Annotated in this window: 10 protein-coding genes; 2 read left to right on the top strand and 8 right to left on the bottom strand. The window is 69.8% G+C overall.

Features of this window, described 5'->3' with window-relative positions:
- Positions 1–7: 7 nt before the first annotated feature.
- Together KK141_RS01405 and KK141_RS01400 are read right to left on the bottom strand one after the other, a co-directional pair.
- A complete protein-coding gene (locus tag KK141_RS01405; RefSeq protein WP_214569686.1) occupies positions 8–2,083 on the bottom strand; it encodes a carbon starvation CstA family protein in 2,076 nt (691 codons plus the stop codon).
- A gap of 135 nt (positions 2,084–2,218) precedes the next feature.
- Positions 2,219–5,731, bottom strand: coding sequence for a hybrid sensor histidine kinase/response regulator (locus KK141_RS01400; RefSeq protein WP_214569685.1), 3,513 nt, complete (start codon positions 5,729–5,731; stop codon positions 2,219–2,221).
- A gap of 254 nt (positions 5,732–5,985) precedes the next feature.
- Here KK141_RS01400 and def point away from each other — a divergent pair, with 254 nt between their 5' ends.
- Complete coding sequence (gene def / locus KK141_RS01395) at positions 5,986–6,525, top strand: peptide deformylase (protein ID WP_214569684.1); 540 nt, start codon at positions 5,986–5,988, stop codon at positions 6,523–6,525.
- Positions 6,526–6,532: 7 nt separating this feature from the next.
- On the opposite strand, the gene KK141_RS01390 is transcribed toward def, so the two are convergent.
- Positions 6,533–7,924: a HAMP domain-containing sensor histidine kinase gene (locus KK141_RS01390; RefSeq protein ID WP_214569683.1), complete on the bottom strand. Its 1,392-nt coding sequence runs from the start codon at positions 7,922–7,924 to the stop codon at positions 6,533–6,535.
- A 316-nt stretch (positions 7,925–8,240) separates the two neighbouring features.
- Between KK141_RS01390 and KK141_RS01385 the strand changes: the two genes are divergently transcribed.
- Positions 8,241–8,765, top strand: coding sequence for a DUF3617 family protein (locus tag KK141_RS01385; RefSeq protein ID WP_214569682.1), 525 nt, complete (start codon positions 8,241–8,243; stop codon positions 8,763–8,765).
- A 107-nt stretch (positions 8,766–8,872) separates the two neighbouring features.
- Here KK141_RS01385 and phnD read toward each other — a convergent pair whose 3' ends face one another.
- The 5 genes from phnD to KK141_RS01360 all read right to left on the bottom strand — a co-directional run bounded on the left by phnD (position 8,873) and on the right by KK141_RS01360 (position 14,148).
- A complete protein-coding gene (phnD, locus tag KK141_RS01380; RefSeq protein ID WP_345777550.1) occupies positions 8,873–9,868 on the bottom strand; it encodes a phosphate/phosphite/phosphonate ABC transporter substrate-binding protein in 996 nt (331 codons plus the stop codon).
- Between the two features lie 187 nt (positions 9,869–10,055).
- Entirely contained in the window at positions 10,056–10,718 is a 663-nt protein-coding gene (locus KK141_RS01375) for a response regulator transcription factor (RefSeq protein WP_167258344.1), read from the bottom strand.
- A gap of 104 nt (positions 10,719–10,822) precedes the next feature.
- Positions 10,823–12,763, bottom strand: a complete 1,941-nt coding sequence (locus tag KK141_RS01370; protein WP_214569680.1) for a hybrid sensor histidine kinase/response regulator — start codon at positions 12,761–12,763, stop codon at positions 10,823–10,825.
- Positions 12,764–12,830: 67 nt separating this feature from the next.
- Positions 12,831–13,583 carry a VTT domain-containing protein gene (locus KK141_RS01365; RefSeq protein WP_214569679.1) on the bottom strand — a complete coding sequence of 251 codons (753 nt, stop codon included), beginning with the start codon at positions 13,581–13,583 and terminating at the stop codon, positions 12,831–12,833.
- Positions 13,584–13,590: 7 nt separating this feature from the next.
- Positions 13,591–14,148: a nucleoside deaminase gene (locus KK141_RS01360; RefSeq protein ID WP_214569789.1), complete on the bottom strand. Its 558-nt coding sequence runs from the start codon at positions 14,146–14,148 to the stop codon at positions 13,591–13,593.

Raw genomic sequence — 14,148 nt, 5'->3', positions numbered from 1 at the left:
ATGGCCCTCAGCGGGTGGGAACGCCGTCCAGCGCCACGTACGGTTCCTCGTGCGCGGTGGGATGGTTGATGCGCCAGGCTTTCATGATGGCGTTGATGGCAAAGCCGGCCATGCTTACCACCAGCAGCATGAAGATGCCGGTGAGCGCGGCGTCCACATAGTTGTTGGTGACGATGCGCTGCATTTCTTCAGCGGTCTTGGCCGGTGCCAGCAGCTTGCCGTCGGCCGCGGCCTGGGCGTATTTCTGCGCGGCGGCGGTGAAGCTGATCGAGCCGGACAGCTTGTAGTAGCCGGCCGTCAGCGTGCACACCACCAGCCAGATCGCCGGGATGCCCGGCACCCACACATAGCGTTCGCGCTTGAGCTTCACCGTCACCACCGTGGCCAGCATCAGCGCCACCGCGGCGAGCATCTGGTTGGCGATGCCGAACAGCGGCCACAAGGTGTTGATGCCGCCCAGCGGATCGACCGCGCCCTGATACAGGAAATAGCCCCACAGGCCGACGCAGATCGCGGTGGCGATCAGATTGCCCAGCCACGATTCGGTGTGCTTCAGCGGCTCGTGCACCAGGCCGGCGATCTCCTGGATCATGAAGCGGCCCACGCGCGTGCCGGCGTCCACCGTGGTGAGGATGAACAGCGCTTCGAACAGAATCGCGTAGTGGTACCAGAACGCCATCATGCCTTCGCCCGGGATGATCCCGTGCAGCAGCTGGGCCATGCCTACCGCCAGCGTCGGCGCACCGCCGGCGCGGCTCAGGATGCTGCTCTCGCCGATGTTCTTGGCCGTGTTCAAGAGTTCATCCGGCGAGACCACGAAGCCCCACTGGCTGATGGTGGTGGCGGCCTGCTGCGCGGTGGTGCCGATCAGCGCGCCGGGCGAGTTCATCGCGAAGTACACGCCCGGATGCAGCGAGGCGGCGGCGATCAAGGCCATGATGGCGACGAAGGCCTCCATCAGCATGCCGCCGTAGCCGACCATGCGCGCCTCGCCTTCATTGCTGAGCAGCTTGGGCGTGGTGCCGGAGGCAATGATCGAGTGCCAGCCCGAGACGGCGCCGCAGGCGATGGTGATGAACAGGAACGGGAACAGGTTGCCCTGGAACACCGGGCCGCTGCCGTCGACGAACTTGGTCAGCGCAGGCATCTGCAAGGTCGGCGCGGCCAGGAAGATCGCCAGCGCAAGCAGCGCGATGGTGCCGATCTTGAGGAAGGTGCTGAGGTAGTCGCGCGGCGCCAGCAGCAGCCACACCGGCAGCACCGAGGCGCAGAAGCCGTAGGCGATCAGCAGCCAGGCCAGCGCCTTGGCGTCGAAGTCGAACGCGGCGGCCCAGGCCGGCGAAGCGGCGATGAAGGCGCCGGACCAGATCGCCAGCAGCAGCAGGATCAGGCCGATGATCGACACTTCGAGGATCTTGCCCGGCCGGATATAGCGCAGGTAGATGCCCATCAGCAGCGCGATTGGAATGGTGCAGGCCACCGTCCAGGTGCCCCAGGGGCTGTGCGTGAGCGCCTTGACCACCACCAGCGCCAGCACCGCCAGCACGATCATCATCAGCACCAGCACGCCAAACATGGCGACGATGCCGGCCACGGGCCCCAGTTCGTCGCGCAGCATGTTGCCGAGCGAGCGGCCGTCACGGCGTACCGATAAACCGAGAATCATGAAGTCCTGCACCGCACCGGCGAACACCACGCCGAACAGGATCCACAAGGTGCCGGGCAGATAGCCCATCTGCGCCGCCAGCACAGGGCCGACCAGCGGGCCGGCGCCGGCGATCGCGGCGAAGTGGTGGCCGAACACCACCCATTTGTCGGTGGGCACGTAGTCCAGCCCGTCGTTGCGCAGCACGGCCGGGGTGGCGCGGCTGGGGTCCATGCGCAGCACGTAGGCGTTGATGAACTTGCTGTAGAAGCGGTAGCCGATCACGAACACGGCGATCGAGGCGGCGACCAGCCAGATCGCGTTGATCGGTTCGCCGCGGCGCAGGGCCACGACGCCTAGACACCACGCGCCGACGATGGCGATGGCGGCCCAGAGGATCTTGCCCGCTGGGCTGGGTTTGCTGACGGCGGTATGCATGAACGGACTCCCACGGATGGTCATCCGCAAGGGTCCGCTCCACGCCGACAGGGGTCAATGCCGGCGCGCGGCCGCCGGCATTAGCCATTGGTCGAATGGTTGCGCGCGCCGCGCCATGCGGCGCTGCCGCAAAGTTCAGCCCGCCGATTCCGCCGGTGTCCGGGCCAGCACGGCCGCTAGCGCCTGGACCAGCTGCTCGCCGTGCAGCGGTTTGCGCAGGAAGCCGTCCATGCCCGCGGCGTAGGCGCGGCTTTCCTCGTCGCCGCCGGAGCGCGCGGTGATGGCGATCATCGGCAGGCGGCCGTCCTGTTCGCGCGAGCGCACCAGGCCGGCCCACTGGAAGCCGTCGAGGCCGGGCAGGTCCAGGTCGACCAGGGCGGCGTCGAAGCGCTGGCGCTCCAGCGCTTCCATCGCGTGCAATGCGTTTGGCACGTGCTCCACCGCGTGGCCCTGCGCTTCGAGCAGGCCGGCGATCACCGCGGCCACGGTCGGGTCGTCCTCCAGCAACAGCAACTGCCAGCGCGGACCTTCGCCGCCGCGCACCGCGCGTTCCACCGGCGAGGCCGCGGCCGGCAGCGGCAGGTGCACGCGGAAGCTGCTGCCCTTGCCGGGCGCGGAATCCAGTTCGATACGCCCGCCCATCAGACCAGCCAGCTCGCGGCAGATCGCCAGGCCCAGGCCGCTGCCGGAGCCGCGCTGCGGGCTGTCCAGCTGCTGGTAGTGCTGGAACAGCTTGGCCTGGTCGGCGGCGGCGATGCCGGGGCCGGTGTCGCTCACCACGAAGACGAGGCCGTCGCCGTCGGTGTTCAAGCTCAGCCGCACTTCGCCGCGCTCGGTGAACTTCAATGCGTTGCCGCTGAGGTTGAGCAGGATCTGTCGCACGCGCACCGCGTCGCCGGACACATGCGGCGGCACGTCCGCGCCCACGTGCACGCGCAAGCCGAGGCCCTTGCTCACCGCCTTGCCGCGCTGCAGGTCCGCGACGTCGAGCAGCAAGGCATAAGGATCGAACGGCGCGGGATTGAGCTGCAGCCGCCCGGCTTCGATGCGCGCCAGATCCAGCGCGTCGTTGACCAGGGTAAGCAGCACCTCGCCGGAGTTGCGGATGGTCTGCGCGTAGTGCCGCTCCGTGCTGCCGAGCGGACGGCTCAGCAGCAGCTCCGCCATGCCCAGCACACCGGTCATCGGCGTGCGGATCTCGTGGCCCAGCTCGGCCAGGAACTGCGTCTTGGCGCGGCTGGCGGCCTGCGCGAGCTGGTGTTCCTGGGTGATCAGCTCCAGTCGGTGGCGCTGCGCCTGGCGCCGGCGCATGGCGGCGAGCAGGGCGGCGAACAGCAGGGCCAGCAGCAGCGCATAGGCCAGCCATGCCCACCAGCGCAGCCAGGGCGGACTGTCGGCATGGATCGCCAGCGCCGGTGTTTCGCCCCAGGCGCCGTCGGGGTCGGAGGCCTGCACGTGCAGCACGTAGTCGCCGCCGGGCAGCTGGGTGAAGCTGCGGTCGCCGCGCGCGCCGGTCTCCACCCAGTCGCTGTCCAGGCCGTCCAGGCGGAAGCGGTAGCGCGTGCGCTCCGGTGCCAGGTAGGTGAGCGCGCGCGCGTTGACGGTGAGATCGCGGTCGCTCCAGTCCAGCTGCCACGGCTGCGCATCCGCGGCCAGGCGCACGGTCTTGCCGCCGCGGCGCACGGTGCCGTCTTCCAGCCGCACGCGCGGTTCGCGCGAGTGCTCGCCGATGGACTCCGGCACGAAGATCGCGATGCCGTCGCTGGTCGCCGCGGCCACGCGTCCGTCGGCCAGCAGCACCTGGTTGACGTTGGTGAACTGGGCATCCGGCAGGCCTTGCTCCAGCCCCGGCTCGCGCACGTTGCCGCTGGCCGGGTCGTAGCGCCACAGGCCGCTGCGCGAGAAGAACCACAGCCGGCCCAGGCCATCGGCGTGGATGCCGAGCAGGTCGTTGAGCGGATGCTGGCGATAGATCGGATAGCTGCCGGCCGGCACGGCGCGCAGGCCATCCAGCCGGTAGGCGCTCAGGTTCTGCTCGTCCACCAGCCACAGCTTGCCGTCGCGCAGCGCGAGGAAATTGAACGGTGTCGCCGGCACGCCTTCGATCGCACTGGCCTGCGCATCGCCCGGCGCCCAGCGCATTACGCCGGCGCTGGTGGCGAACCACAGCGCGCCGTCGTACAGGCGCATGTCGCTGAGCGTGAGGTCCTTGGCGTGCGGGCCGAAGCTGAGCGGCCGCGCCTTCAGCGTGTCCGGGTCGTAGGCGTAGACGCCGTCGTCCATCTGCAGATACGCCGTGCCGTCGGCGCCGAACACGATGCGCTCGGCCATCGGTGCATCGAGCTCGGTGGCCTTGTCGCCGTCGACCACGAAGCTGCCGCTGGCCGAGGCGATCCACAGCCGGCCGCGCGCATCTTCGGCGATGCAGTTGGCGCTGCGTCCCTGCGGGATATGGAAGGTCAGATGGCGCACCTTGCCGGTGGCCAGGTCCAGGCGGTCGATCGCGCCCTTGGCGCCGGCCAGCCACAGATGGTCGCCGCCGTTGCCGGCGATGGCGTAGTACGCGCCGGGCACGATGCTGTCCGGGTTTTCCGGCACGTGCGTGACGTACTGGAAGTCGGCCCAGCGCGGCGACAGATAGGCCAGCCCGTCGTAGCTGCCGATCCACAAGCCGTCTTCGTGGTCGCGCAGCAGCTGGGTGATGAAGCCGTTCGGCAGGCCATGGCGCTGCAGCGGGCGCGGTTCGAGATGGCGGTAGCTGCCGTCGGCTTCGCGCAGGTAGATGCCGTCGTGGGTGCCGATCCACAGCCGGTGCTGCGCGTCGGCGGCCAGCGTGTAGATCAGCGTCTGCGGCAGCACGTCCGGCGCCACCGGCATCGCGCTGGATGCGCCCGGCGCCAGCGCGTACAGGCCGCGGTTGCCGGCGATGTACAGCGTGCCGTCGATGCGGGCGAGCTGGTAGATCTTCAGCGGCTTGTCGCGGGACGCATCGTCGGGGCGCGCGAACGCGACGTGGCTGAGGCGGCCGTCCGGCGCGCGGCGGTCCAGGCCTTTGCCGGTGCCGATCCACAAGGTGCCGTCCGCGTCGGCCAGCAGCGAGTACACGGTGTCCGAAGCGAGCGTGGCGGGATCGGCGGGGTCGTGGCGGAAATGATCGAAGCCGCGCCCGTCGGCGCGCATGCGGTCCAGGCCCACGTCGAAATGGCCGACCCATAGCGGCCCCTGCGGCGGCTGCGCCAGCGCGGTGACGTCGTCGCTGCCGGCCGAAGCGGCGTCGGCCGGATCGTGCCGCCAGTGCTCGAAGTTCTCGTGCGCCGCGTCGTAGCGCACCAGACCGTCGCGGCTGCCGCCCCACAGCTGTCCCTGCGCATCCACCATCAAGGTGGCCAGCGGCGCGGCGGACAGCGAGCGCGGATCGCGCGGGTCGTGCCGCCATACGCGGAAGCGGTTGCCGTCGTAGCGCGCCAGCCCCGATTCGGTGGCCACCCATATATAGCCGCGGCCGTCCTGGGCCAGCGCGTCGATATTGCTGCTGGGCAGGCCTTCGGCCATGCCGTAGTTGCGGAAGCTCGGTGCGACCCAGGCCGGTGGCGGCGCGCCGGTTGCGGCGGCGGCCAGCAGCGTCTGCAGGATCAAAGCGGAAAACAACGGTCGGTCTCCTCGCCGGCCTGGCGGCGCTGCGCCGGAGCGGGTGGTGAGTGGGCATTCGATGGCATGGCCCCGGATGCGCCCGGCGCATCCTTCGCCAGCTTGCCCGGCCGATGATGCCGCATCGGCCGCGGGCGTGCTGTTTTCGCGTTCACACCGCATGCACGCCGCACTAAGCTGGCGGCCCCGCCGCGCCTTGCAAAGCGAGCGCGCGGCCCTCAGTCAGAAAGCATCGTCAACGCATCGAGGCCAGCATGATCCGCGAGATTCTCAAGATGGGCGACCCGCGCCTGCTGCGCGTGGCGCCACCGGTGCCGGACGCGATGATCGGCAGCGTCGAGCTGGATGCACTCATCCAGGACATGTTCGACACCATGCACGATGCCGGCGGCGTCGGCCTGGCCGCGCCGCAGATCGGCGTGGACCTGCAGCTGGTGATCTTCGGCTTCGACCGTTCCGAGCGTTATCCGGATGCGCCGGCGGTGCCGCGCACCATCCTGCTCAACCCGGTGATCCTGCCGCAGTCGCAGGACATGGAAGAAGGCTGGGAAGGCTGCCTGTCGGTGCCCGGCCTGCGCGGCGCGGTCAACCGCTACACCATGATCCGCTACCAGGGCATCGACCCGAAGGGCGAGAAGATCGACCGCGACGCGCAGGGCTTTCATGCGCGCGTGGTGCAGCACGAATGCGATCACCTGATCGGCCGGCTGTATCCCTCGCGCATCACCGACTTCGGCAAGTTCGGCTTTACCGAGGTGCTGTTCCCGGGCATGGATCCGGGCGCGGACGACTGACGCGCCTTCAGCCCGCGCGCCGCCACGCGCTCCACGGCCGCCCGCGTGGCGCGCGCCGTTCCGCCAGCGGGGCTTCCGGCAGGTCGAACCAGAACGTGCTGCCGCGCCCGGGCGCGGAGCGCAGTCCGATATGCGTGCCGAGCAGGCGCGCCAGGCGGTCGCCGATGGTCAGGCCCAGGCCGTAGCCGTCGCGGCGCGGGTTCTCCGTGTCGGGCAGCTGCACGAATTCCTCGAAGATCTGCTGCTGATGGTTTTCGGCAATGCCGGGGCCGTTGTCGCGCACCTCGATGCGCACGGCGTGGTCGCGCCGGCGCGCGGCGATCAGTACGCGGCCCATCGGCGCATTGGCGATGGCATTGCTGGCCAGCTGCAGCAGCAGGCCGGCGGCCAGTTCCGCGTCGCCGTGCAGGCGGTGGTGGCTGCCGTGCCAGGTCAGGGTGACGCCGCGGCGGGCGGCTTCTTCGGCCAGCCAGGTGCGGTCGTGCAGGAACAGTTCCGCCGCGCTGAATTCGGCGGGGCGCACCACCACCACGCCGGCATCCAGGCGGGAGATTTCCAGCAGGCCTTCGAGCAGGCGCGTCATCGAGGTCACGCTGGTGCGCATGTGCGTGAGCAGCGCCTGCTGGTCCTGGTCGGGGCCGGGATCGAAATTGGCGGCGAACAGCTGCAGCGCCTGCAGCGGCTGGCGCAGGTGATGGTTGACCAGGGCGATGAAGCGCGATTTGCCGCGCGCGGCGGCATGACGCTGGCGCATCACGTCCTGGCGCGCCGAACGCCAGGCGCGCGGCCAACCGTCGGCCAGGGACAGTTCCAGCGCGCGTTCCAGTTCGCCGAATTCGCGGGTGGAGGCCGTCACCGCCAGCGGCGGCAGGCGGTCCTCCTCCAGCGCGCGGCGCAGTTCGGCCAGCGGCCGCAGCACGTGGCGGCGCAGCGACCAGCGCGCCAGCCAGGCCAGCAGCAGGATGCCGCAGGCGCACAGCGCGCCGAGCAGCCAGGTGACGGCCTGCGCGCGGCGCACCGCAGTCAGGTCGGCCTGCGCGGTCAGCAAGGGGCGGTTGCCGGCGGTGCCGGCCAGCTCGCGGCGGTAGTTGCCGGCGTCCTGCTCGGGCAGGGCGCTGCCGCTGTTCCATTCCGGGCCGTCCGGGTAGCTCAGGCCCGCCTGACGCAGCAGGCCGTCGCGGCGGGCTTCGTCCAGGATGCCCTGCGGCGCGGCCAGGGCCTGTTCGACCGCCAGCGCGCCGGCCAGCTGTTCCACGCGCAGGGCGGCGCGGGCGTCCGCCCGCTCGCCTTGCATGCTGGCCACCTGGGAGGTGAGTGCGGCGACCAGCACCAGCGAGGCGAGGGTGGCGGGCAGTACCGCATCCAGGAGCAGCCGGCGCAGGAGGGATTCGCTGGCCATCGGCTCAGCCTCCGCGGCCGGGCTTGCCGCCAAGCAGGGCTGGAGCAGGGCACTGCGGCAGGGGCACGGCTGGAGTCGTGGACATGAACGGTCGCGGCGGCGGTTGATGGCGGGGCGCGGCGGGCGCCTTGGTGCCGTCCATGGCATGCGACCACTCTAGGCGAGCCCGTACGGCCATTCGATACGCTGTTCGAACTAGCTTCTCGGCGTATGGACCGAAGATGTGACGAAGCCGTGCATGACGCGGCCATGTTTTGCGGCTACCGTGCCCGGCCAGGGGCCCGCCGGGCCCGTCCTCGAGGCTCTGGAGATCGCCATGTCGACCCGTTTCCGTCCGTTGTTCGCGCTGTCCCTGCTGTGCCTGGCCGCCTCCGCGGCCGCCGTCGAACTCCCGGCCAACCTGCCCAAGCGCAAGGCCGGCCTGTGGGAGATGCAGATGGGCACGGCCGGCGGCCAGTCGCAGACCATGAAGGTGTGCCTGGACGAAGCCACCGACAAGGCGATGTACCAGATGGGCGCGCAGATGAGCGGCTCGATGTGCAGCAAGTTCTCGCTCGCCGTGAAGGACGGCGCCGTGGTCGCCGACGCCGTGTGCAGCCTGCCCGGCCCGCAGGGCAACGTCACCATGACCAGCCACAGCGAAACCCGCTTCCAGGGCAACAGCTCCTACAGCACCACCGGCCACGTGAAGTACGACCCGGCCGTGATGGGCCACAGCGAAGCCGACGTCAGCAGCAGCGGCAAGTGGGTCGGCGCCTGCGCCGCTGGGCAGAAGCCGGGCGACATGATTCTGCCGAACGGGCAGAAGGTGAATATCAACGACATGGCGGCGGCCAAGTAGGTTGGGGTGAGCCGCAGGCGAACCCCAACAGGAGCTTGGGGCTCGCCTCACCGGACATCATCGCCATCACCTGCGTTTGTTGGGGTTCGCCTGTGGCTCACCCCAACCTACGGCGACGAAATCGCCAACCGCTTCACCAGCGCCTGGTGATCGTCATCCAGCTTCTTCAGCCGCGCATCCAGTGCCGCGCTGTTCACCCACTGCGCACCCAGCGCGCGCCGGCGCTCCAGCGTGTAGGCGATGTCCGCGAACGGCAGCAGGGTGTCGTTGCCGGCGGGGGCGAAGCCGCTGATGTCGTGGATCAGCTTCAGCTTGGCCAGCTCCGCCGCGCCGTTCTTGCCCTTGGCGTAGCCGGTGAAGAACGCGGCGATGCGCTGGCGCAGCTCCGGCGGCAGGTCGGTCCGCATGATCACCACCGCGTGCGGGATCAGGCTGGACTTCCACAGGACGCGCAGCCGCGCGTACTGCTCGGGGAAGCGCTGGGCGAAGCGCTCCAGGTCGGCGGTGTTGTTGGTGGCGAGGTCGGCTTCGCGGTTGGCTACGGCCAGCGCGTTGTTCTGGTGGTTGTCCACCGCGACGCTGGCGAAGAAGGTGTCCGAATCCAGTCCGCGGCCGGCGAACAGCTGGGTCTCCGGCACTACGTAGCCGGACACCGACAGCGCCTCACCGCGCGCGTAACGCCAATGCCCGGGCTGGCGGAAGATGTCTTCCACGCTGCGGATCGGCGAGTTCTTCTCCACCAGCAGCACCGAGTAATAGCCGCGCGAACCGTCGCCGCGGGTGAGCTGGGCGAACACGCGCATGCGGTCGCGCGCCACCGCGTCCAGGGCCAGCTTGCCGGAGACGAAGGCCAGGTCGATGCGGTCCTCGGCCAGGGCTTGCGCCAGGCCTTCGTAGGTGCTGACCGACAGCGGCCGCACGCTGCGGTGCAGGCTGCGCTCCATGTCGTCCAGCATCGGCCGCCAGGCTTCCAGCGATTCGGACGGCCCGCCGATGGGCAGGATGCCGAAGGTGAGCGGGCGTTCCTCAGGGGCCGGCGCGGCGGCCGCGAAGCCGCTCAGCAGGCCGGCGAGCAGCGCCAGTGCGCGCGCAAAAAAAAGCACCTTGGCCGGTAGCGACCGGCCATGCCGTAAGCCTGCGGACCGTCCCTCGCGCAACGCTTTTCTCCCCCGGCGGTCGGCGAAACGGGTCGCCGTGTCGGGGCGGCTCCTCCACCCCGGATGGGGGCGAAGCATACGCCAAGGGCGGCACTCCGGAAGCGGAGCGCCGCACGTCAGCCGCATGGAAGATTCAAAGCCCGCTGATGCGCCGCGAGGCCACCACCGCCTCGACGCGGTTGCGCACGTTGAGCGCGCGGAAGATCGCCGCCAGGTGGATCTTCACCGTGCCCTCGCTGATCCCCAGGTCGCGCGCGATCAGCTTGTTCGGCTTGCCCTGCGAAAGCAGGCGCAGCACGTCGATCTGGCGCTCGGTGAGCAGCTTGCGCAGCCGCTCCTCCAGCGAGTCGATGCCGTTGGACGCGCCGGGCGGCGGCGGTACGGCGACGTGCCGCTCGTCCAGCATCATCGGCGGCACGTAGGTGCCGCCGGACAGCACCAGGCGCACGGCCGACAGCATCACTTCGGGCGAGTACGCCTTCGGGATGAAGCCGCGTGCGCCGGCGGAAAGCAATTCCTTCATCAGCGCAGGATCTTCCGAGCCGGACAGCACGATCACCGGCAGCCCCGGCAGCGCGCGGATGGTCTCCAGCAGATGCGCCGTACCGTGCGCCCCGGGCATGGCCAGGTCGATCAGGGCCAGCCGCAAGGTGCGCGCGTCTTCGCTGCGGATCAGGTCGCGCAATTCGTCCACATCCTGCGCTACCGCGAAATCCGTCTCCGGCCCAAGCTCGGCGAGCTTGAGTTTGACTCCTTCGACGATCAGTCGATGGTCGTCTGCGATCAGTATCCGCATGTCGCTCCCCATGGCGCCGGCATCCTCCCGTCCCTCGCGGCGCGCGCCAGCAACATAGTGCCAGCGCCTACCCGTCGCAACCGCGTTCTGATTCGCCATATGGCCTAGACGCTAGGTGATAGGGGCGTGAACCCCCCGGCGGAGATCGGCATGCCCCGGCCGGTCACCCGCAAGGTGACCATCGCCTCGCGCAGCTGCTCCGGCGAGACCGGCTTGTACAGCACCGGAATCCGCGCGGCCATGATGGTGCGCAGGCGGTCGCTGCGCGTCTCGCCGGTGATCAGCAGGCGCGGGAACGGCTCGAAGCCCAGCTCCGCATAGCGGCGATCCAGTTCGGCCAGCACGTCCAGGCCGCTCTCGTTGTCGCGCAGGCGCAGGTCGGACATCACCAGGTCCGGCGGCGTCACCCAGGTTTCCATCGCCTCCAGCGCCTGCACGCGGTCCTCGGCTACCGCCACTTCGCAGCCCCAGCTGCGCAGCAGGTAGCGGATGCCGGAAAGGATCGCCGGCTCGTCGTCGATCACCAGCACGCGCATGCCGGAAACGTCCAGCGCCGCTTCGTCCACTTCCATGCGGGTGGGATGCTGCGGCGGCACTTCCGGCAGGTGGAAGCTGAAGACGCTGCCGCGCGCCGGCGTGGATTTCAGCAGCACGCGCGTGTCGAGCAGTTCGGCCAGGCGCTGCACGGTGGCCAGGCCCAGCCCCAGGCCGCGGCGCGGGCCCGAATCGTGTTCGCCGCTGCCGTGGTGGTCGACGCGGTAGAACTCGTCGAACACGCGCGCCTGGTGTTCCGGCTCGATGCCGCTGCCGGTGTCCCATACGTCGACGCGCACGGTGCCGTCCTGGCGGCGGCGCGCCACCACCAGCACGCCGCCTTCGTGCGTGTAGCGCAGCGCATTGCTCACCAGGTTGTTGAGGATGCGCGCCAGCATGGTGCGGTCGCTGCGCACCCACAGATGCGTGGTGCGCATCACCAGGCGCAGGCCGTGCTGCTCGGCGATCATGCGGAAGTTGCGGCTGACTTCCTCGAACACGTGGTCGAGCGGGAACTCGCTGATCTCGATCTGCATCGCGCCGGTTTCCAGGCGCGACAGGTCCAGCAGTTCGCTGAAGAGATGGTCCAGGGCTTCCACGCATTCCTGGATATGCGCGATGCGGTCCAGGCGCACCGGGTCGCGTTCGTCCACCGAAAGCGAAGACGAGAACAAGGTCAGCGCGTACAGCGGCTGGCGCAGGTCGTGCGAGGCGGCGGCGAGGAAGCGCGCCTTGGCCACGCTGGCCGCTTCCAGTGCGGCGTTCTTGCGCGCCAGTTCCACCGTGGCGTGTTCGATTTCCTGCTCCATGCCGCGCTGCACGTCGAACAGCGCGGCGGCAGCGCTGTTGAAGCCGCGCTGCAGTTCGCCGATCTCGTTTTCGTCGGTGACTTCCACTTCCACGCGGCGGTCGCCGCGTCCCAGCTTGTGCACCGCGCCGGCCAGGCGGCGCAGCGGGGCGCTGATCCAGCGCGCGGCCTGCCAGCCGATCACGCCGGCGATGAACAGCGCCAGCGCCAGCGCGATCAGCGCGTTGCGCAGGCTGGCGCGCTGCGCGGCGATGGCTTCGCCCAGGCTCAGGTCGATCAGCACCGAACCGAGCGCGGGCTGCAGCGGCTGGTCGCCGTCCTTGACGTCGCGCACCACGGTCAGCACGTCGCGCGAGCGGGGTGCGGCATCACCGTGGCTGTCGGCCAGGATCTCGCCGTCGGCGGCGCGGATCTGCACGTGCACCACGTGCGGCAGGTTGCCGACCGATTCGGCAATGCGCTTGAGATCGCGCCGCTGCATGTTGCGGATCGCATCGGCGGACACCGAAGCGGCCTGTGTGGCGATGGCGTCCGCGGTGCTCTGCGCCATGCCGCGCAGCGTGTTGAGCTGGTAGCGCGTGAGCATCACCACCAGCAGGGCGGCGGTGACCATGGTGGGGACCAGGGCGATAAAGGCGAGGCGCTGCATCAGCGACGTGCGCCGCCACAAGCGTACCGTCCAGTTCGCCCCCGCGACGACCATTTGGCCATTCCCCATGCGGCGCGCGGCGCCGGCGCGCTGAGCCTAGCGCGAAACGGGGGTGAGGGAGCTAGTCGGCTTGAGGAGGTAGCCCGGATGCCTGTCGCGAAGCTGTGCCGCCGCGGTGCAGCCGCCCGCGGAACACCCGTTCGAGCAGCAGCGGCAGCAGTGCGAGCAAGGCGATGCAGCCCAGCGAAAGCAGGATCTTCGGCTGCAGCAGCACCGAGGTATCGAAGCGGCCATGCGTGCGCGCAAGCGCTTCGCCCAGGCCCGCGCCGATGGAAGTTTCGAAGATCAGCGACACCGTGCCGCCCAGCCAGCTCGCGCCGAGAAACAGCCACAGCGGACAGCGCAGCCAGGCCAGGCACACGGTGATCAGCCCGAACGGCGCCACCGGCACGAAGCGCAAGAACATGGTGTACGCCACCGGATGGCGCTCGAAGCCGTGGTGGATGCGTTCGATCAGCGCCGGCGGATGGCGGCTGCCGTTGCCGAAGGCGTAGCGGCTGGCCAGGTACAGGATCAAGGTGCCCAGGGTGAGCCCGATCGACGCATACGCGGTGCCTTCCAGCGTGCCGAACACGAAGCCGCCGGCCATGATGATCAGCACCGTGCCGGGCACGCCGGTGGACATCGCCAGCGTCAGCACGCCGATGAAGGCGATGCGGCTCAGCCAGGGGCTGTCGGCGACCTGGGCGCGCAGCTGCTCCTGATGCGCCACCAGCCGTTCCGGATGCAGTTGGTCGAAGGCGCCGGAAAAGAACAGCACCACGCCGGCCAGCACCAGCAGGAGCAGCGGCAGCGCGGCGCGCAGGCGGCTCACGGTGCGCTCAGTAGCTCTGGCCGCGCGCGCCGTAGGCGGCCAGCACGGCGCGCGCCTCGTCGCGCAGGATGTCGCGGCGCACGGCGATGCCGCGGCGTTCCAGCTCGCCGACCCAGTCGGCCGGGAGCGGGCCTTCGTCGAACGCGGTCAGCTCCATGACGTCTTCGGCGCGCGCGCCGATCAGCAGCTCGTCCACGCCGGCCCACACGGTGGCGCCGTAGCACTGGCAGCACGGTTGCGCGCTGGTGGCCAGGATGTAGCGGCCGCCGTCGCCATTGAGGCGGAAGCTGGCCATGCGCTGCTGCGCGGCCATGTAGGCCATCATCTCGGCATGCGCCACCGAGCAGGACTGCGGCACCACGCGGTTCACGCCGACCGAGATGACGCGGCCCTGTCCGTCGAACACCGCGGCGCCGAACGGGCCGCCAAGGCCGTGCTCGATGTTGTGGCTGGACAGCTGGATGGCCAGGTCCACGCGTTCCTCGTCGGTGAGATAGCGCTTGCTGGTATCGACCAGGTCGCCCAGCCACGGCGGCAGGGTCAGGTGGATCTGCAGCGGCAGCAT

The sequence above is a fragment of the Dyella sp. LX-66 genome (genome assembly GCF_018599165.1).
Lineage (GTDB): Bacteria > Pseudomonadota > Gammaproteobacteria > Xanthomonadales > Rhodanobacteraceae > Dyella_D > Dyella_D marensis.
This window is presented reverse-complemented; position numbering and strand designations above follow the sequence as displayed.